The organism is Achromobacter sp. RTa (assembly GCF_000757485.1).
Taxonomy (GTDB): Bacteria; Pseudomonadota; Gammaproteobacteria; order Burkholderiales; family Burkholderiaceae_B; genus Achromobacter.
Genome location: NZ_JPYO01000001.1, coordinates 196,785 through 216,644, shown reverse-complemented (window position 1 = coordinate 216,644; position 19,860 = coordinate 196,785). Strand labels below are relative to the sequence as shown.

Annotated in this window: 18 protein-coding genes and 1 pseudogene; 14 read left to right on the top strand and 5 right to left on the bottom strand. The window is 66.3% G+C overall.

Annotated elements, in window-relative coordinates:
* From JL37_RS30630 to JL37_RS00985, 4 genes and pseudogenes are all read left to right on the top strand, one after another.
* Positions 1-209: pseudogene (locus JL37_RS30630) on the top strand (RNA helicase); the annotation flags it as partial.
* Between the two features lie 43 nt (positions 210-252).
* Positions 253-882 (top strand): LysE family translocator, encoded by a 630-nt coding sequence (locus tag JL37_RS00995; RefSeq protein ID WP_043541344.1) that lies wholly within the window; start codon positions 253-255, stop codon positions 880-882.
* 109 nt (positions 883-991) lie between these two features.
* Entirely contained in the window at positions 992-2,599 is a 1,608-nt protein-coding gene (locus JL37_RS00990; protein ID WP_043541342.1) for a peptide chain release factor 3, read from the top strand.
* Positions 2,600-2,623: 24 nt separating this feature from the next.
* Positions 2,624-3,307: a hypothetical protein gene (locus JL37_RS00985; RefSeq protein WP_197064568.1), complete on the top strand. Its 684-nt coding sequence runs from the start codon at positions 2,624-2,626 to the stop codon at positions 3,305-3,307.
* An 81-nt stretch (positions 3,308-3,388) separates the two neighbouring features.
* Here JL37_RS00985 and bfr read toward each other — a convergent pair whose 3' ends face one another.
* Positions 3,389-3,865 (bottom strand): bacterioferritin, encoded by a 477-nt coding sequence (gene bfr, locus JL37_RS00980; protein ID WP_043541340.1) that lies wholly within the window; start codon positions 3,863-3,865, stop codon positions 3,389-3,391.
* A 375-nt stretch (positions 3,866-4,240) separates the two neighbouring features.
* Positions 4,241-5,155: a DMT family transporter gene (locus JL37_RS00975; protein WP_043541339.1), complete on the bottom strand. Its 915-nt coding sequence runs from the start codon at positions 5,153-5,155 to the stop codon at positions 4,241-4,243.
* A 132-nt stretch (positions 5,156-5,287) separates the two neighbouring features.
* Between JL37_RS00975 and JL37_RS00970 the strand changes: the two genes are divergently transcribed.
* Positions 5,288-6,142 carry a LysR substrate-binding domain-containing protein gene (locus tag JL37_RS00970; RefSeq protein WP_043541337.1) on the top strand — a complete coding sequence of 285 codons (855 nt, stop codon included), beginning with the start codon at positions 5,288-5,290 and terminating at the stop codon, positions 6,140-6,142.
* 31 nt (positions 6,143-6,173) lie between these two features.
* On the opposite strand, the gene JL37_RS00965 is transcribed toward JL37_RS00970, so the two are convergent.
* Positions 6,174-6,455, bottom strand: a complete 282-nt coding sequence (locus JL37_RS00965) for a bacterioferritin-associated ferredoxin (RefSeq protein WP_043541336.1) — start codon at positions 6,453-6,455, stop codon at positions 6,174-6,176.
* A gap of 121 nt (positions 6,456-6,576) precedes the next feature.
* A complete protein-coding gene (gene rpoN, locus JL37_RS00960; protein ID WP_043541334.1) occupies positions 6,577-8,022 on the bottom strand; it encodes an RNA polymerase factor sigma-54 in 1,446 nt (481 codons plus the stop codon).
* Between rpoN and JL37_RS00955 the strand changes: the two genes are divergently transcribed.
* From JL37_RS00955 to leuA, 3 genes are all read left to right on the top strand, one after another.
* Positions 8,021-8,665: a hypothetical protein gene (locus JL37_RS00955; RefSeq protein ID WP_043541333.1), complete on the top strand. Its 645-nt coding sequence runs from the start codon at positions 8,021-8,023 to the stop codon at positions 8,663-8,665. The two genes, rpoN and JL37_RS00955, sit on opposite strands and share 2 nt — an antisense overlap.
* A 183-nt stretch (positions 8,666-8,848) precedes the next feature.
* Positions 8,849-9,826 (top strand): tripartite tricarboxylate transporter substrate binding protein, encoded by a 978-nt coding sequence (locus tag JL37_RS00950; RefSeq protein WP_043541332.1) that lies wholly within the window; start codon positions 8,849-8,851, stop codon positions 9,824-9,826.
* Positions 9,827-10,226: 400 nt separating this feature from the next.
* Positions 10,227-11,936 carry a 2-isopropylmalate synthase gene (gene leuA / locus JL37_RS00945; RefSeq protein ID WP_043541331.1) on the top strand — a complete coding sequence of 570 codons (1,710 nt, stop codon included), beginning with the start codon at positions 10,227-10,229 and terminating at the stop codon, positions 11,934-11,936.
* A 79-nt stretch (positions 11,937-12,015) separates the two neighbouring features.
* Here leuA and JL37_RS00940 read toward each other — a convergent pair whose 3' ends face one another.
* The gene (locus JL37_RS00940; protein WP_043541330.1) at positions 12,016-13,344 is read right to left on the bottom strand and encodes an amidase; all 1,329 of its coding nucleotides are present in this window, start codon (positions 13,342-13,344) and stop codon (positions 12,016-12,018) included.
* Positions 13,345-13,662: 318 nt separating this feature from the next.
* Here JL37_RS00940 and JL37_RS00935 point away from each other — a divergent pair, with 318 nt between their 5' ends.
* The 6 genes from JL37_RS00935 to JL37_RS00910 all read left to right on the top strand — a co-directional run bounded on the left by JL37_RS00935 (position 13,663) and on the right by JL37_RS00910 (position 19,802).
* Positions 13,663-14,694, top strand: coding sequence for a substrate-binding domain-containing protein (locus tag JL37_RS00935; RefSeq protein ID WP_043541329.1), 1,032 nt, complete (start codon positions 13,663-13,665; stop codon positions 14,692-14,694).
* 47 nt (positions 14,695-14,741) lie between these two features.
* Positions 14,742-15,539, top strand: coding sequence for a phosphodiesterase (locus tag JL37_RS00930; RefSeq protein ID WP_043541328.1), 798 nt, complete (start codon positions 14,742-14,744; stop codon positions 15,537-15,539).
* Positions 15,540-15,654: 115 nt separating this feature from the next.
* Entirely contained in the window at positions 15,655-16,710 is a 1,056-nt protein-coding gene (locus JL37_RS00925; protein WP_043541327.1) for an ABC transporter ATP-binding protein, read from the top strand.
* 108 nt (positions 16,711-16,818) lie between these two features.
* Complete coding sequence (locus tag JL37_RS00920) at positions 16,819-18,114, top strand: ABC transporter substrate-binding protein (RefSeq protein WP_043541326.1); 1,296 nt, start codon at positions 16,819-16,821, stop codon at positions 18,112-18,114.
* Positions 18,115-18,129: 15 nt separating this feature from the next.
* Positions 18,130-19,005 carry a carbohydrate ABC transporter permease gene (locus tag JL37_RS00915; RefSeq protein WP_043541325.1) on the top strand — a complete coding sequence of 292 codons (876 nt, stop codon included), beginning with the start codon at positions 18,130-18,132 and terminating at the stop codon, positions 19,003-19,005.
* Positions 19,002-19,802 (top strand): carbohydrate ABC transporter permease, encoded by an 801-nt coding sequence (locus JL37_RS00910; protein WP_043541324.1) that lies wholly within the window; start codon positions 19,002-19,004, stop codon positions 19,800-19,802. The genes JL37_RS00915 and JL37_RS00910 overlap by 4 nt, the downstream gene beginning before the upstream one ends.
* The last annotated feature ends 58 nt before the right edge of the window (positions 19,803-19,860 follow it).

Below are 19,860 nucleotides of genomic sequence, written 5' to 3'. Positions count from 1 at the left end.
CGCAGGCCCCGGCCCGCTCCGGCGAAGGCCGCGCCAGCCATGGCCCGCGCGACGGCAAGCCGGCCGGCGACCGCCCGGCGCACGCTGGCCGCAACGAAAACCGGCCCCAGCAGAACCATCGCCGTCCGGAAGGCGCCGCCCGCCCGGCCGGCAATGGCGGTTCCGGCCGTCCCGCCGGCGGCCCGCGCGCCGCACTGTTGAGCAAGTAATATTCGTCGGCACCCCCAGAACCGCGATCCACGGACCCGCACCATGCCTTTATCCACCTGGTTGACGTTTTTCCTGGCCTCCTGGGCCATTTCGTTCTCGCCCGGCGCGGGAGCGATTTCGGCAATGTCCTCCGGGCTGAAGTATGGGTTCTCGCGCGGCTACTGGAACACGGCCGGCCTGATCATGGGCATCCTGTTCCAGTTCGTCGTCGTGGCCGTGGGCCTGGGCGCCGTGCTGGCCACCTCGGAAATGGCCTTCAATGTGGTCAAGTACCTGGGCGTGGCCTACCTGATCTACCTGGGCGTGCGCCAGATCCGCACGGATGCGGCGCCGGTCGCCGTCGATGCCGGCGATCCCAAGCGCGCCTCGATCCGCGATCTGGTGCTGCGGGGCTTCCTGATCAACACCATGAATCCCAAGGGCACGGTGTTCCTGCTGGCCGTGGTGCCGCAGTTCGTGGACACCACGCTGCCGCTCATACCGCAATACGCGGCGCTGGCGGGCACGCTGGCGTTCACCGACCTGGTGGCCATGGGCGTCTACACGCTGCTGGCGGCGCGCGTGCTGCGCATGCTGCGCGACGCGAAGCACATCCGCTGGATGAACCGGACCTTCGGTTCGCTGTTCATCCTGGCGGGCGTGTTCCTGGCGTCGTTCCGCCGCCATTCCTGAACCCCATGCGCGGGGCATGCGCCGGCTGCGGCGCATGCCCCGCGCGCTTTCGTGCCCGATACCGGACCACGCCGGGCGAAGAAACGGCGTTAAGTAAAATCCTCCGATCATGAACATCACCCAAGAAGTTGCGCGGCGCCGTACGTTCGCCATCATTTCCCACCCTGACGCGGGCAAGACAACGCTGACCGAAAAACTGCTGCTGTTCGCAGGCGCGATCCAGATCGCCGGCAGCGTCAAGGCTCGCAAGGCATCGCGCCACGCATCGTCCGACTGGATGGAGATCGAAAAGCAGCGCGGCATTTCCGTGGCGTCCTCCGTGATGCAGATGGAGTACCGCGATTGCGTCATCAATCTGCTTGATACCCCGGGCCACCAGGACTTCTCCGAAGACACCTACCGCGTGTTGACGGCGGTGGACGCGGCCCTGATGGTGATCGACGCCGCCAACGGCGTCGAGCCGCAGACCATCCGCCTCCTGCAGGTCTGCCGCGCGCGCAACACGCCCATCATCACGTTCATCAACAAGATGGACCGCGAAGTGCGCGAGCCCCTGGACCTGCTGTCCGAAATCGAAGGCCACCTGGGCATGGACGCGGTGCCGTTTTCGTGGCCTGTCGGCATGGGCAAGGCGTTCGGCGGCGTGTTCGACATCCGCCGCGACCGCATGCGCGTGTTCCGCCCCGGGCAGGAGCGCCGCTCGGACAGCGACGATTTCATCGAAGGCCTGGCCAATCCCGAAATCGCCCGGCGCTTCGGCGCGGCGTTCGAGCAGGCCAGCAGCGAGATCGAGCTCATCAATGAAGCCGCTCCCGCCTTCGACCGCGATCAGTTCCTGGCCGGCAAGCAGACTCCCGTGTTCTTCGGTTCCGCCATCAACAACTTCGGCGTTCAGGAAGTCCTGGATGCGCTGGTGGAACAGGCCCCGCGCCCGGGCCCGCGCGTGGCGCTGCAGCGCGAGGTGCAGCCCGAAGAACCCAAGTTCACCGGCGTGGTCTTCAAGGTGCAGGCCAACATGGACCCCGCGCACCGCGACCGCGTCGCTTTCGTGCGCGTCAGCTCCGGCCGCTTCGAGCGCGGCATGCGCCTGAAGGTCGCCCGCACCAACAAGGAAATGCGCCCCAACAACGTGGTGTCCTTCCTGTCGCAGCGGCGCGAGCTGCTGGACGAGGCCTATGCGGGCGACGTGATCGGCATCCCCAACCACGGCGTGCTGCAACTGGGCGACGTGCTGACCGAAGGCGAAACGCTGCAATTCACCGGCCTGCCGTTCTTCGCTCCCGAGCTGTTCCAGGCGGTGGAAGTCAAGGACCCGCTGCGCACGAAGCAGCTACGCACCGGCCTGACCCAGCTGGGCGAGGAAGGGGCCATCCAGGTGTTCCGCCCCGAGGCCGCCGGGGGTTCCCTGCTGCTCGGCGCGGTCGGCCAGCTGCAGTTCGAAGTGGTCGCGCACCGGCTGAAGACGGAGTACGGCGTGGACGCCCGGATGCTGCCTTCCCGCTACACAATGGCACGTTGGATTACGTCTGAAAACCCCAAGGCGCTGCGCAAGTTCATGGATGCCAATGCAGCCCATATCGCCTATGATGTTGTGGATGCGGCGGCGTTTTTGATCGGTTCTCCCGCGCAATTGCGCGTTGCCGAAGAACTGTATCCCGATGTGAAATTCCACGCCATGCGGGAGCACGGCGGCAAGGTTTTCGGAGACAAAGCGTAGACCCGTTGGGGTTCCGCACGGCAGATGAGGGTAGCAATGTCTTGGCGTTTCTTATTCGCAACGCTCCTGGTCGCGCTTGGCGCGTCCGCCTGGGGCGGCATTCAACTGGGTGACTGGCTGGTGGCGCATGCGCCAACCGCCGCGCCCGCTCCTGGCCAGGACACGGCGGCTTCGCAGCAGCCCGTGCTGGACGCAAACGGCCGCCCCTATGTGGCGCAGCCTCCCCAGCCCCGCATCGACGGCACGCTGGGCGTGCCCGACAAGCCGGCCGACCGGGAATGGCAGGTCAATACCGTATCCCTGTTCGACAGCGTGAGCGATCCTTCCGTGAAGATCTCGCGCGAGCGCATCAGCCCGGAACAGGCCCGCGAAATCGCCGCGGCCTCGAACGTGCCGCTGCCCTCGGGCCCGTCGGACGTCAGCACGCTGGACTTGCAGGCCCCCGGCACTTCGGCCGCGGTCAATGGCGGCCAGGCCCAAGCCGGCGGCTACGGCACGCCCCAGATGGTGCAGGCTCCCCCGCCGCCCCCGAACACCGCGCAGGCGCCCGGCGCGCTGGGCTGGCAAGATGCGCTCAAGCGCGAACTCGCGCACTGCGCCACGCAAGGCTTCTTCGAGCGCCCGTCCTGCTCCTGGGCCGCGCGGAACAAGTATTGCGGCCCCAATCGCGCCTGGGGCACCATGGCCGAATGCCCGGCCCGGCCATAGGCGCCCGGCCGCCAGGCCGAACGCCCGCGGCATGAAAAAAATGGCGCCCCGCGGGGCGCCATTTTCATTGCCGTCCGGCAATCATTCCGGCACGGACATCTGGCTTTGCAGATAGTTCTGGAGGCCGACCTTGTCGATCAGCTCGATCTGCGTTTCCAGGTAGTCGATGTGCTCTTCGGTGTCGTCCAGGATGTCCTGGAACAGATCACGCGACACGTAATCCCGGACCGACTCACAGTGCGCGATCGCTTCCTTGACGGTGGCTTGCGCGCCTTGCTCGAGCTTCAGGTCACAGGCCAGCAGTTCCGGCACGTCTTCGCCGATCAGCAGCTTGTGCAGATCCTGCAGGTTGGGCAGGCCGTCCAGCATGAAGATGCGTTCGATCAGGCGATCGGCATGCTTCATTTCGCCAATGGATTCTTCGTACTCGTGCTTGCCCAGCTTGTCGAAGCCCCAATGGTTCAACATGCGCGCATGCAGGAAGTATTGGTTGATGGCCGTCAGCTCGTTGGTCAGTTGCTTGTTCAGGAACTGGATGACGGTTTTGTCGCCTTTCATGATGGACTCCTTGCAGTCAGGCGCGACGCGAGTGCATCGCGACAAAGGAGCGCACGATGCCGCGCGTACGCAACTTCGGCAGACTACCATCTGGCGCGGGCCCGCGCCTAGCCTTGCACCGCATTTGGTAAACCGCTTTAGGACCGCGAGAAGGAAGCGATAGGCTAATGAGAATGAGTATGCGTGCGTGATGCCTTGCATGCTCAAGACAGTGTCCATGCGGCTTGACCGCGTGCGAACCCGCCGATTCCATCAAGCGACGCGGCGAAGGCGGGCAATGATCCGGCCCCCTGCCTCGCCAGGCGGCAGGTAAAACCGCGCGGAGCCGCTCGTTGCATATCAACAACCCCGCGGCAAGCCCGCGCTCGATGCGTCTCAGGGGCTGCGCCGGGTCGCGAGCCAGATGCCGAACGCGATGGGCACGATGCCCAGCAGGTCCAGCCACGACACCGGTTCGCTCAACACCAGCCATCCGAACAACAGGCCCAGCGGCGGCATCAGAAAATGCAGCGCGCTCGCCGACGTGGCGCTCGCCCGCCCCAGGATCATGAACCACAGGTAGTAGCCGCCCATCGACACCGCGACGATCATGTAGGCCATGCTCCAGAACAGGCTGGCCGTCATGCGCGCGTCGCCGATGCTCTCGTTCGCCAGCGCGAAAGGCAGCAACGCCGCCGCGCCGGCCAGCGACTGTATGCCCGTCGAGGTCCACAGGCCCGAGGCCGGCTTCAGGCGCTTGTAAAGCAGCGTGCCCGCCACCAGCGCCACCAGGCCTCCCGTGACGAGCAGCGTGCCATGCAGGTCCTCCTGCATGCCGGACAACCGGGAACGCAACACCAAGGCCACGCCCGCCAACCCCAGGCACAGGCCGGCCAGCTTGCGCCACCCCAGGCGCTCGCCCAGCACGGGGCCCGCCAGCACGCCGATGAGCAGTGGATTGGTGCTGATCAGCACGGCGGTGAATGCCGACGATACGGTAGTCATGCCGGACCAGCTCAGCCCCAGGTACAGACTGTTGTTCAGCACGCCCAGCAGCACCAGCGCCGCCAGGTCCCGGCCCGCGGGCAGCTTCCAACGGCCGCTCGCCGCCGCCAGGCCCAGCATCAGCGCGCCGGCGACCAGGAAGCGGATGGTCAGCAGGGTCAGGGGCGGGCAGTCCCGCACCGCGATCTTCGCCGCCGCGAACGCTGAGCTCCACAGCAGGCAGAACGCCGCGATCGGCGCCCAGCTGATGCCGGGCGCGGCGCCGGCGGGCAAGGCGCTGGCGGACAAGGTAGAGGTGGCCTTCATGAGGAATCCAGGGAGGATGCGAAAGCCGCAAGCGCGGCGGATGAGGCGATTCTGCGCGGGCCCGGATCCATTGACAAACTCTTTATTCGGATCGACAGTATTTGAAAATCAAATGCGTGTTGGAGTGACCCGATGGATCTCGATCTTCTCCATAGTTTCGTGTCGGTGGTGGATGCCGGGGGTTTCACGGCGGCCGGCGAACGGGTGCACCGCAGCCAGTCCACCGTCAGCCAGCAGATCCGCAAGCTGGAAGAGTCGCTGGACTGCGCGCTATTCATCCGCGAGGGCCGCCAGGTCTCGCTGACCGAGGACGGCGAGCGCTTGCTGGGCTACGCCCGGCGGATGCTGGCGCTGTCGACCGAGGTGCGGGAAGCGGTCAGCGGGCGCAAGCGCGTGGACGTGATACGGCTGGGCATCCCGGACGATTTCGCCGCGGACACCCTGACCGCCGTGGTGTCGCAGTTCGCCCTGTCGCGTCCCGACGTGCGGCTGTCGGTGCGCTGCGACCTGACCGCCTCGCTCGCGCGCGGCCTCGAACGGGGCGACCTGGACGTGGCGCTCATCAAGCGGGAACCGGGAACCGGCGGCGCGCTGGCGACCTGGCGCGAAAACCTGCACTGGATCTGCAGCCCCTCGCTGGACCTGGCCGGCGCCGAGCCGGTGCCTCTGGTGGCCTTCCCGCAGGGCTGCATTTACCGCAACCGGGCGATCCACGCCTTGGAAGCCGCCGGCCGGCACTGGCGCATCGCGTACGAGAGCCCGAACCTGCTGGGCCTGCAGGCGGCGTTGGCGGGGGGATTGGGGGTTGCGCTGCTGGAACGGCGCTGCATCGGTGCAGGCCACCGGATCGTCGACGCGGAGCTGCCCGCGGTACCGCCGACCGAACTGGCGCTATGCGTGGTCGAGCCCGCGCGTGAACCGGTGCGCCGGCTGGCAATGACTATCGAGGATTTTTGCGAGAAGGAAACGACTCGGCTCGCCGCATGACAGGCAGCGAGCCGGCAAGGGAGCCAATCGCTCAGGCCGTGGCGACGAGCGGAATCGGGAAGCTGCTGTTGGCAGCAGGCGCGCCCGATTCGACCATGGTGGCCGGAGGATTGACCGGAACGGCAATCGAGCGCACGTCGCACACGCTGGAGCAGCGGCCGCCCGGCAGGTATTCGGCGGCGGTCGCCGCGCAGCAGCCGCAGCACGTGGCCACGCCCAGCTCGAATTGCAGGTCGGAAAGCGTCGTCGCGCCACCGTCCACGCTGGCGCGGACTTGGCGTTCGGTGATGGCATTACATACGCAAATGTACATGAGAATAATTATCGAAAATTATTCGCTGACTGGCAAGCCCTTGCCCTAAATAAATTTGCAACCGGAATGTCACGCAAGTCCTTGAAATAAGGGACGAATTTGATGCTGTCCGTCCCTTATTTCAGCGGGCGCCAGCCTGCGCCTTGCGCAGCGCGGCGGGGGCAATCCGCAGCGCCTCGCGGTACTTTGCCACCGTCCGGCGGGCGATGACTATCCCCTGATCGGCCAGTCTTTGGGTGATCTGGCTGTCGGACAGGGGCTTGGCCCGGTTCTCCTCCGCCACCATCTGCCGGATGAAGGTCTGCACCGCCGTGGCGGAGGTGGCGTCCCCGCCTTCCGTCGATACGCCCGTGCCGAAGAAGCGCTTGAGCTCCAGCGTGCCGAACGGAGTGAGCATGTACTTCTGCGTTGTAGCGCGCGAAATCGTGGATTCGTGCAAACCCAGCTCGCCCGCGATGTCCTTCAGGATGAGCGGCCGCATGGCGGCCGGCCCCTGGCTGAAGAAAGCGGTCTGATGCTCCACGATGGCCTGGGCCACACGCAGGATGGTGTCGAAACGCTGCTCCACGTTGCGGATCATCCAGCGGGCCTGCTGCAATTGCGATTGCAGGCCCGCATGCGCGGATTCCTTCTGGTTGCCCAGCATCTGGGCATACAGCCCGTTGATCTGCAGCCTGGGCACGGCCGCGCTGTTCAGGGTGGCTTGCCAGCCGCGCCGGGTCTTGCGCACGATGACGTCGGGCACGGCGTAATCGGCGGCGGGCACGGTCCAGGCGCGCCCGGGCCGTGGCTCCAGCCGCAGGATCAGGGCGTGGGCCGCCCGGAAGGTGGGTTCGTCGCAGCCCGCCGCCGCGCACAGCTTTACAGTGTTGCCGGTAGCCAACAGGGCCAGGTGTTCGGCGCAGATCCGGCGCGCACAGGCCAGCACGGCGCTGTCCGCCGCTTCGGGCAGGCGCGCCAGGTCCGGGTTGCGCAGCTGCAACAGCAGGCATTCCGCCATGTCGCGGGCCCCGATGCCCGCCGGATCGAACGACTGCAGCAGCGAAAGAGCGGCCTTCAGCTCGTCGAGGTCCGGCTCCATTTCAGCAGGCAGCCACCCCAGGATTTCCTCCAGCGGCGATCCCAGGTAGCCGTTCTCGTCCAGTTCGTCGATCAACAGCCCCGCCAGCGCAACGTCGCGGGGTTCCGCCCGCGTCAGCACCAACTGGCCCACCAGGTGTTCGCGCAGCGTGTCCGGCCGGGCAGCCTCCGGCATCGAGGAATCCTCGTCCGGATAGACGCCGCCGGAGCCCGGCATTTCCTCGGCCGGCGTCTCGCGCTCGACCGGCGGCTCGTCGTCCTGCACGGAGGACTCGCGCTCGGAATCGGCCTGCGTTTCGGTCGACTGCGGTTCGTCGTCCCGCTCCAGCAAGGGGTTCTCCGCGAGCACCTGCGAAATCTCGGCCTCGAGTTCGAGCGTGGACAGCTGCAACAATCGGATCGATTGCTGCAACTGTGGCGTCAGCGTCAGATGCTGACCAGGTCGCAGTTCTAAAATTGGACGGGTCATAGGTACAATATTTTGCATGATGAATCTGACTTCGCCCGCAAGCGTCCGCCAGGACTGCCGCCTTATTGGCCAGACCCTGCTCAAACTGGCGCTTCCCCGACTCATTGTGCGTGCGATCGTCATCGCCGTCGCCCTTGTGATCTGGTACCTGGTTGCCCGCTGGATACTGGATTTCGGCCGCACCATGAACTACGACTTCCTGCATTCGCTGGGCCAGCCCACCATGGACATGGTGCAAAAGGTCAATCCATACCTCTGGTGGGCCGTCGCCGCCATCTGGTCCCTGATCGTCTTCTTCACCGTCCGGGCCTGGCTGGCCGCCAGCCTCGCCTCGGGCAGCGCCACGCCGGTCGGCACGGACGTGCTGGCCGACCTGGCTCCGAACCTGTCGGAAGAGTCCCTGGGCGTGCTGCGCTGGACCTGGGGCGACCGGCAAGAGCCCTTCACGGTGGGCGATCTGCGCCGTTCCCTGTCTGAAATCCGCCACAACCGCATCGGCAAGATCGCGATGGTGGCCGACCAGGCACGGATCCTGGAAGGCGCCGACATCCGCCCGGGCCGCGATCCCCGCGACGACGGGCGCCCCAATCCCGAGGTTGCCGTCCGCGGCGAAACCCGCGGCGACCACTACATCGAACCGCGCATCGGCCCGGCCCGCTAGGCCGCCCCCCGCCTTCCAACCCAGGCCGCCTTCGGGCGGCCTGTTTGTTTCAGTCCGCTGCCAGCCAGCGTCCCTATACTGGCAGTTCCAGGCTCGCACAACCGCCGGCCGCGCAGATGGCATAACAACTCTACCGGCAACCGGACCTGCCGGCTGCGCAGCCAGCCCCCTGGAGTCGCATTCATGTCCCGTACCCCCGCCCGCTATGCCGCCGGCCTGCTGGTGGCCTGCTCGGCCGCGTTCGCCGCTACCCCCGCCCTGGCGGCCTGGCCCGACAAACCCATTACCTTCGTCGCCCCGTTCACCGCTGGCGGCGCCAACGACCTGGTCGCAAGAATCATCGCGAAGGCGGTGGGGTCGGCCCTGCACCAGCCCGTCATCGTCGAAAACCGGCCCGGAGCCGGCGGCGTCGTGGGCGCAGCGCATGTCGCGCACAGCGCCGCGGACGGCTACACCTATCTGGTCGGCAGCAACGGCACCGTCACCAACAGCCTGATCCGCTCGGATCAGCCCTACAAGGACGAGGAGCTGACCCCGGTGGCGCTACTGTCGATCACGCCATCCGTCATCGTGGCCAATCCGTCCAATCCGGCCAAGGACCTGAAGGACTTCGTCGCGCGCGCCAGACAGGCCAAGACGGACCGCATCACGTTCTCCACCGCCGGCAACGGCAGCACGCCGCATTTCGTGGCCGAGATGATGAAGGAGGCCACGGGCCTGCCCATTGAACCCATCGCCTACAAGAGCGGCTCGGAGGGCGTCACAGCCGTGATCGGCAACCAGGTCGACGCCACGTCCGAAGCCAGCATCGTGACCCTGCCGCTGATCCGGAGCGGCAAGCTGAAGGCGCTCGCCACCACCTGGAACAAGCGCATGGCCAGCGCGCCGGACATCCCCACCACGGCGGAAGCGGGCTTTCCGGGGATCCGCATCGGCCACTGGGCCGGCCTGTTCGCACCCGCGGGCACGCCCGCCGACGTGCTGGACAAGATGAACGCCGCGGTCGACGCCTCTCTGCAAACGAAGGAAGTGCAGGACGCGTTGCGCCAAAGCAGCATAGAACCCGGCGGCGGCTCGCGCGCCAGCTTCGCCGAATTCGCGGCAAGCGAACGCGAACGTCTTGGTAAAGTCGTGAAAAACGGCCACATGCAGACGCAGTGACCATGCACGGAAAATAACGGAGGGGCGTTCCGCCCCCCGTTTTTTTGGATGTTTCCGTTTGCACTCCCGCCGAAAGTATGGTTGACTAGCAACCTATGGCCGCTTACCGCACCTCCCTCGCGATTGCCACCGGACGCTCCGCCGCTCCGGTCGCCGGCCTGCGCGCTCGCACCTCCTCCATCGCGCTATCGCTATACCTACCGATCGGTTGCCGGGCCTAGTGTCCCCGTGGTAGCTCGGCAGCCACGCTTGCCACACGCGATTTTTCCCTTATATCTCTGAATCCTGCCGGTCGATTTCGACAAACTCCGGCAAACCCTGGCACAAGGCCGCCATCCGGTCGCGATGCCGCCGAGAGCAGTACTCCCGGGATTCAAAAGAAACCGATCGAGGTGTAGTCATGATGCTTGCCAACCCCGCCGCCAAATACGTCCCCTTCGTACCGTTTGCCCGCGACTTCTCCGAACGCACCTGGCCCAGCCGCCGCATCACCGCCGCGCCGATCTGGATGAGCACGGACCTGCGTGACGGCAACCAGTCCCTGATCGAGCCGATGAGCGTCGAGCGCAAGCTCCGCTTCTTCGAACAGCTGGTGAAGATCGGCTTCAAGGAAATCGAAGTCGGCTTCCCGTCCGCCTCGCAGACCGACTTCGACTTCGTCCGCAAGCTCATCGACGAAAAGCGCATCCCGGACGACGTCACCATCATCGTGCTGACGCAGTCGCGCGAAGACCTGATCAGCCGCACGGTCGAATCCGCCGCGGGCGCCAAGCAAGCCATCGTCCACCTGTACAACGCCTGCGCGCCGGCGTTCCGCAAGGTCGTGTTCAACATGAGCAAGGACGAAATCAAGAACATCGCCACGACCGGCACCCGCCTCGTGAAACAGTACATGGCCCAGCACCCGGAAACCCAGTGGCGCTACCAGTACTCGCCCGAAGTCTTCAGCACGACCGAGCCCGAATTCGCGCTGGAAGTCTCCAACGCCGTGGCCGACGTATGGCAGCCCACGCCGGACTGCAAGATGGTGTTGAACCTGCCCGCCACGATCGAGGCCACCACCCCGAACATGTACGCGGACCAGATCGAATGGATGCACAAGAACCTGGCGCGCCGCGACAGCATCGTGCTCAGCGTGCACCCGCATAACGACCGCGGCACCGCCGTGGCCGCCGCCGAGTTCGCCGTGATGGCCGGCGCCGACCGCATCGAAGGCTGCCTGTTCGGCAGCGGCGAACGCACCGGCAACGTCGACCTCGTCACGTTGGCGCTGAACCTCTACACGCAAGGCGTGCACCCCGGCCTGGACTTCTCGGACATCGATGAAGTGCGCCGCTGCGCCGAATACTGCAACCAGCTGCCCGTGCACCCGCGCCATCCGTATGCGGGCGACCTGGTCTTCACCGCGTTCTCGGGCTCGCACCAGGACGCCATCAAGAAGGGCTTCGCCCAACAGGAGGCCGACGCCGTCTGGGAAGTGCCGTACCTCCCGATCGACCCCGCCGACCTGGGCCGCAGCTACGACGCCGTGATCCGCGTGAACAGCCAGTCGGGCAAGGGCGGCGTGTCTTACCTGCTCGAGCAAGAACATGGCCTGGTGTTGCCGCGCCGCCTGCAGATCGAATTCAGCCGCGCCATCCAGCGCGTCACCGATGAAACCGGCCGCGAAGTCACCGCCGACGACGTGCACACGATCTTCAACCGCGAATACCTCGAACAGAAGACCCCGTGGAAGCTCGTGCGCCACCGCATCGACGGCAACCCCGCCGCCGGCGAAGGGCAGCATTTCAGCATCGAGGCCGAACTGGAATACAACGGCGAACGCCGCATCGTGACCGGCAAGGGCGACGGCGCCATCTCGGCCTTCGTGGCCGCGCTGGACGTGCCCGTGCGCATCATGGACTACCACGAACATGCCATCGGCACCGGCACCGACACCCGCGCCGCTTCTTATGTGGAGCTGCGCGTGGGCGATTCGAGCACTGGCTTCGGCGTGGGCATCGACCGCGACATCGTGACCGCCTCGTTCCAGGCCGTCCTGAGCGCCGTCAACCGCCACGCTAACGCGAGCGCCGTGGCCACCGAGCAAGAAACGGCCGAGACCGCGTGATCCGCGTCCTGGCATGAAGAAAAGCCCGCCTTATCCGGCGGGCTTTTTGTTTGGCGCAGGGGCTGCGGCCATTCCGCCTTCACCCTCTGGGCCACATGTCGGACGCGCCGATGTCCGGCGCGTTGGCGGCCAGCAGGCGCTGGTGGATCCAAGCGGCAACCGCCAAGGTGAAGTGATCGCTGTGGCGCCTGCCCACCAGTTGCAGCCCCACCGGCAGGCCTTGCGGGCCGGTGGCGAACGGCAAGTTCAGGCAAGGCACGCCGAACAGGGTCCAGGCGCGGGAAAACTGCGGGTCGCCGGTGCCCAGGTCCGCGAAGGGAGCCTCGCCGGCCACGCTGGGCGCGAGCAGCACATCGTACTTGTCGAACCACGCGTCCACGCGCGCGCGGGACTCCGCGGCGCGCTCCAGGTTCTTCAGGTGCTCTTCCGCCGTGATGCGCGAGCCCGCGTCCAGGATGGCCTGGATCTTGGAACTGAGCTGCGCCGCGTGCTCCAGGCGCTCGTAGGCCAGCGCCTGCGAGGCCTCGAACGCCATGATGTCCGAATGCAGTTGCACCAGCACGCAATGCTCCGGCGGCAGAGGCACCTCTTCCACGATGGCGCCGGCCCGCGACAGAATGGCCGCGGCCTGCGCGAAGGCTTCCTTGGTTTCCGCCTGCGCATGGCGCCACTGGAGGCTGCGGTACATGCCGATGCGCGGCTTGCCGTCGTAGGCCAGCTCCAGCATGCGGGGATCCCGCATCAGGACCGAGGCGAAGAGCGCCACGTCCGGCACCGAGCGCGCAAAGCCGCCGACCGTGTCCAGCGATTCCGCCAGGCTCTTGACCCCTGCGCGGGGTATCCCGCCGAACGTGGGCTTGAAACCCACGATGCCGCAGTAGGACGCGGGGCGGATGATGGAGCCCGCGGTTTGCGAACCCAGCGCGAACGGCACCATGTCATCGGCCACAGCGGCGGCCGAGCCGCTGGACGAGCCGCCCGGCGTGTAGGCCTCGTTGCGCGGGTTGCGCGTGGGGCCCGCCTGGTAGGTGGCGAATTCGGTGGTGACGGTCTTGCCGATGACGACCGCGCCCGCTCCGCGGCACAGCGCCACGGACGCGGCGTCCAGGCCCGGGCGATGGCGCTCGTAGATCGGGGAGCCATAACGCGTGGGCAGGTCGACGGTGTCGAACAGGTCCTTCACGCCGATGGGCAGGCCGTGCAGCGGACCTTGCAGGGCGCCGCGGTCGAGCTCTTGCGCACGGTCCAGCGCGGCCTGTTTTTGCAGCGCGGTCCAGGCATGCACGGTGTTCTCGCGCTGCTCGATTCGAGCGAAACAGGCACGCACCAGCTGTTCCGCGGTTAATTCACGCCGTTGCAGCTTGCGCGCGGCTTCCAGCGCGCCAAGTCTGTTCAAGGCTGTAGACATGGTCCTTTCCTCTTTACCGGCGCCGCGCATCACGCGCGGCGGCTGAACTACGCACCCGGTCCCCTTGACCGAGGGCCTGCCCGATTCCACGAGGCAAAGGCTTGCCATGCGTTCTGGACGGACCGACTTCAACCATTGTTCACTCCGCGTCAATTGGGAAAAACACGGAAAACGCCTTGTTTTCCTTGGGTAAACCCCGCGTCGCGCCTTGGCTTTGTTGTTGCGTTCCCCCAGCATAGCGCAAACGCGTGCAACACAAAGGTCATATTTGTCTTGTATGATGAAATCGTTTTCACTGACCCGGCAGCAATACCCTCCATGGCATCGCGCTCGTCGCCCCGCTTTTCCATTATCGAAGTGGCTCGCAAGGCCGGGGTATCGCCGGCGACGGTGTCGCGCGCGTTCAACCAGCCGGACATCGTGCACCCCGACACCCTCGCGCACATCCGCAACGTGGCCAAGCGCGCGGGCTTCCGGCCCAACCGCGTGGGCCGCAGCCTGCGCTCGGGCAGCACGCGCACCATCGGGCTGATCCTGCCCACGCTGTCCAACCCGGTCTTCGCCGAGTGCTTCGAAGGCGCGGAACGCCGCGCGCGCGAATCCGGCTACAGCGTCATGCTCACGGCCACCGGCTACGACCCCGCGGTGGAATCGGCCGCCGTCCAGGGCCTGATGGACCACCAGGTGGATGGCTTGATCCTCACCGTCGCCGACGTGGCCAAGAGCGCCACGCTGGACGACCTGGACAGCGCCGGCATCCCGTACGTGCTGGTCTACAACGAATCGGCCGCCCATCCCTATGCATCGGTGGACAACCGCGCCGCCGCGAGCGACATGGTGGCCCACCTGGCCGCGCTGGGCCACCGCCGCATTGCGCTTGTGACCGGCCCGCTGACGGCATCCGACCGCGCGCGCCGCCGCCTGGTGGGCGCCCGCGCCTGCGCCAAGCGGCTCGGCCTGGAAGCCATCCAGCACATCTCCATGAGCTCGCACACCGGCAGCGACGCCGACGTGCTGAAGGCCGCGCTGCGCGGCAAGCAGGCGCCCACCGCCTTGTTCTGCTCAAACGATCTGCTGGCCACCGCGGTGATCGCCGACCTGGTGGCCCTGGGGCTGTCGGTGCCGGCCGACATTTCGGTGTGCGGGTTCGACGGCATGCGCTTCGGCGCCTTGCTGACGCCGCCGCTGACCACCGTGGCCCAGCCCAGCGACGGCATCGGCGAAGCCGCCTGCTCGAACCTGCTGGCGCAGATCCACGGCCATCCGCCACAATCGGACCGCCTGCCCCATTGCATCGTCGTCGGCGGCACCGCGGCGCCAGTCCGCCGCAAGGCTTCCAGCGCCGCCTAGCGGCCGCCGGAACCATTCCACGATAACCATCCTATATTTTTCGCGTCATGCTCATCGCACAGATTACCGACCTGCACATGCGCACTCCCGGCGACAAGGCCTACGGCATCATCGATCCCGCCGCCTTCCTCGCCCCGGCCGTGCGCGCGCTCAATGCCCTGACGCCGCGGCCGGATTGCGTGCTCATCACCGGCGACCTGACGGACCTGGGCAAGCCGGTGGAGTACCAGGCGCTGCGGGAGCATCTGCAGGCGCTGGAGATCCCGTATTTCCTTCTGCCCGGCAACCATGACGACCGCGCCGGACTGCGCGCCGCATTTCCCGATCACGGATACCTGCAAGGCCAGGGCCCGTTCATCCAGTACGCCATCGAAACCTATCCGCTGCGCATGCTCGCGCTGGACACCGTCGTGCCCATGAAGAGCCACGGCGAGCTTTGCCAGGACCGGCTGGACTGGCTGGCCGCGCGCCTGGCCGAACAGCCGGACCGGCCCACGCTGGTGCTGATGCATCACCCGCCTTTCGTGACCGGCATCGAGCACATGGACGCCATCGGCCTGCTCGCCGGCGCACCCGAACTCGAACGCATCGTGGCGCGCTTTCCGAACGTGCAGCGCGTGCTTTGCGGCCATCTGCACCGCACGATATTCCAGCGCTTCGGCGGCACGATCGCGTCCACCTGTCCGGGCACGGCGCACCAGCTGGCGCTCGAACTGGGGCCGCGCCCGACGCTGCAATACATCATGGAGCCGCCGGGCTACCAGCTGCATTGGTGGCATGGAGGCAATCTGGTCACGCACCACGCCGTCATTGGGGAATACCCCGGCCCCTATCCTTTCGCCTGAAACCAGCGGCTAGACTACCCCGCATTGCCATACATCCGTCATGTTTGCGCTGCACAATGAAAAGGTTTTCATAACAGGCAACAATGCGGATCTAACTACTAGATCTTGAGACAGCATGTCATCCATCGTTCTGGATAACCTCACCAAGCAGTACGGCGGCGCCGCCGCGATCCATGGCGTGAGCTTTTCGGTTCCCGCCGGCAGCTTCACGGTCCTGTTGGGTCCCTCGGGCTGCGGGAAATCCACCACCTTGCGCATGATCGCCGGGCTGGACACGCCCACCTCGGGCAGCATCCATATCGGCGACCGCGACGTCACCCAGCTTCCGCCATCCAAGCGCCGCATCTCCATGGTGTTCCAGTCGTACGCGCTGTTTCCGCACCTGTCGGTGCGCGAGAACATCCTGTTCGGCCTGAAGGTGCGCAAGGAACCGGCGCGCGACTACGACCGCCGCCTCAAGCGCGTGGCCGGCCTCCTCGGCCTGGACCATCTTCTGGACCGCAAGCCCTCGCAACTGTCGGGCGGGCAGCAGCAGCGCGTGGCGCTGGGCCGCGCCGTGATATCGGAAGCGCCGGTCTGCCTGATGGACGAACCCCTGTCGAACCTGGATGCGCAACTGCGCCACGAAATGCGCCGCGAGATCCGCGCGCTGCAGCAGGACCTGGGCATCACCATGGTCTACGTGACGCACGACCAGACCGAGGCCATGAGCATGGCCGACCAGGTCGTGCTGCTGCGCGGCGGCCAGATCGAACAGCACGACACGCCCGACGGCCTGTACGCGCGTCCGGCCAGCGAATTCGCGGCGCGCTTCATCGGCACGCCGCCCATGAACCTGATCGGCCTGACGGCAGCGCGCGGATCCACCGTGATCGCCGGCACGGAAGGCCCCGCCATCGCGAACGCGCCCGCCGGCGCGGTGAAGCTGGGCGTGCGGCCGGAACACATCCGCATCGACGGCGACGGCATCGCCGCCACCGTGGAGAGCGTGGAGTATTTCGGCGCAGACTCGATCGTGGTGTGCCGCGTCGGCGACACCAGCGGCGTGGCCGTGCGCGTGGGCGGACACCTGCGCGCAAGCGCAGGCGAAGCCCTGCGCCTGTCCTGGCCGGACGGGCAACAGCATTTCTTTGCCGCCGATTCGGCGGTCATCAACACCGACGGACGCTAAGAAAAATGGCCCCCATGCCGCGCCTTCGGCTTGCCCCCCAAAGGGGGCGCTATTTACCTGGGGCGGCCCGGCGGTAAAAACGCCTATTACACAGAAAAGGAAACCAACATGCGACGCATCGTACTGAAGACCCTGGCCGCCAGCCTGGCCGCCGCTTGCCTTTCTCTGCCCGCGCAGGCGCAGAACAAGCCCGTCGAGGTCGAGTTCTATTATCCGGTCGCGGTGGGCGGCCCCATCACCAAGATCGTCGACGACATGGTGGCGGATTTCCAGAAGGAAAATCCCGACATCAAGATCAAGCCGATCTACGCCGGCTCCTACCAGGACTCGATCGCCAAGGCGCTGACCGCGCTCAAGGGCGGCACCCCGCCGCAGCTGGCCGTGCTGTTGTCCACCGACATGTTCACGCTGATCGACGAGGACGCCATCGTTCCGATCGACAGCCTGGCCAAGAGCGACGCCGACAAGAAGTGGCTGGGCGGCTTCTATGACGCTTTCATGCAGAACAGCCGCACGGGCGGCCACACCTGGGGTGTGCCGTTCCAGCGTTCGACGATCGTCATGTACTACAACAAGGACCTGTTCAAGGCCGCGGGGCTGGATCCCGAACGCGCGCCCGCCAACTGGGACGAGCTGGTCGAGTACGGCAAGAAGCTGACCAAGCAGGACGCCTCCGGCAACACCACGCAGTGGGGCATCGAAATCCCCTCGGGCGGCGCTTTCGCCTACTGGCTGTTCCAGGCGCTCACCACGCCCAACGACGCCATCCTGATGAACGAGGCCGGCAACGAGGTCTACCTGGACAAGCCCGCCGTGGTCGAGGCCGCGCAGTTCTGGCGCGACCTGTCCGCCAAGCACAAGATCATGCCGACCGGCACGATCGACTGGGGCACCACGCCGAAGGACTTCCTGGAGAAGAAGGCCGCCATCGTCTGGACCACGACGGGCAATCTGACCAACATCCGCAAGAACGCCGACTTCCCCTTCGGGGTCGCCATGATGCCGCAAAAGAAGCGCGGCGGCAGCCCCACCGGCGGCGGCAACTTCTACATCTTCAAAAGCGGCACGCCGGAACAGCAGACGGCCGCGCTGAAGTTCGCGCAATGGGTCACCACGCCCGAGCGCGCGGCGGACTGGAGCATCGCCACGGGCTACGTGGCGGTTACGCCGGCCGCCTGGCAGACCGAGAAGATGAAGAAGTATGCGCAGGAAGTGCCGGCCGCCGCCGTGGCGCGTGACCAGCTGGAAGTCAGCGTGGCGGAGTTCTCCACGCATGAGAACCAACGCGTCACCAAGACCCTGAACGACGCCCTGCAGGCGGCGTTGACGGGCTCGAAGACGCCGCAGCAGGCCTTGACCGACGCGCAACGCGAGGCCGATCGCATACTGCGTTCCTACAAGTAATGGGCACTTAGCACGATGAGTCGTTCTTTAAACGCGCTTTATGGCTGGCTGCTGCTGCTGCCAGCCATCGTGCTGCTCGCCGCGTTCACGCATTACCCGGCGCTGGCGACGCTATGGCACAGCTTTTTCTCCACGCCCAAGGGCGCGCGTCCGGCCCGGTTCGTCGGGCTGGAGAATTACGCGGTCATGCGCGACGACCCGGTGTTCTGGCAATCGCTGTGGAATAACCTGTGGTTCGCGCTGGGCACGATACCCACATCCATCGGCATTGCGCTGATCATGGCGCTGTGGGTGAACCGCAACCTGCGCGGCCGCGGTTTCCTTCGCATGGCGTACTTCACGCCCACGGTGCTGCCGATGGTGGCGGTGGCCAACATCTGGCTGTTCTTCTACACCCCGCAGTACGGGCTGATCGCCCAGGTGATGCAGCTGTTCGGGTCGCCCGGGCCCAATTGGCTCGGCAGCCGCGAAACCGCGTTGCCCGCGCTGATGTTCGTGACGGTATGGAAGGAAGCCGGATTCTTCATGATCTTCTACCTGGCCGCTCTGCAGACGGTGTCGCCGTCCTTGCGCGAAGCCGCCATGCTGGAAGGCGCGTCGCGCTGGCAGTACTTCCGGCGCATTCTCTGGCCGCTGCTGATGCCCACGACCCTGTTCGTGCTGATCAATGCCCTGATCAACGCTTTCCGCCTGGTCGACCACGTGGTCGTCATGACGCGCGGCGGGCCCGACAACGCCAGCACGCTGCTGCTGTACTACATCTACCAGGTGGGTTTCAGTTTCTGGGACACGGCTTATGCCGCCACGCTGACCGTCGTGTTGCTGGTGGTGCTGGCGCTGACCGCGCTGGTCAAGTTCCGCTGGCTGGACCGCAGGACGCACTATCAATGAAAGACAAGCTCGACACCCTGGGCGCCTGGGCGCTCGGCCTGCTCTGGATCCTGCCCCTGGCGTACGCCATGTGGGCGGCGTTCCATCCGCCCGCCTACGCGACCCGCTTCGACCTGCTCGCGCCGCTCACGCTGGACAACTTCGTGCGGGCCTGGCACGCCGCGCCGTTCCCGCGCTATTTCCTCAACACCTTCCTGCTCGTCACGATGGTGCTGGCCGCGCAGCTGGTCCTGTCCACCCTGGCCGGCTACGCGTTCGCGCGGCTGGAGTTCCGCGGGCGCGACTTCGTCTTCATGCTGGTGCTGCTGCAGCTGATGATCATGCCCGACGTGCTGCTGGTGGAGAACTACCGCTCGATGAGCCAGCTTGGCATCCGCGACACGGTGTTCGCCATCGGCCTGCCGTACTTCGCGTCGGCGTTCGGCATCTTTCTCTTGCGGCAAACCTTCAAGACGGTGCCGCGCGAACTGGAAGAGGCCGCCCGCATGGAAGGCGCCAACCAGCTGCAGATCCTGTGGAAGGTGTACGTGCCGCTGGCCAAGCCGATCTACGTGGCCTACGGGCTGGTGTCGGTCAGCCACCACTGGAACAACTTCCTGTGGCCGCTGATCATCACCAACTCGGTGGAGTCGCGGCCGTTGACGGTGGGGCTGCAAGTGTTCTCGTCCACCGACCAGGGCATCGATTGGTCGGTCATCACAGCCGCCACCCTGATGTCGGCCGCGCCGCTGCTGATCGCCTTCCTGCTGTTCCAGCGCCAGTTCGTGCAATCGTTCATGCGAGCCGGAATCAGGTAGCCCACCCCCGAGCGCTGCGCGCCCCCCTCAAGGGGCGCCGCTACGGACCGGCGGAGCC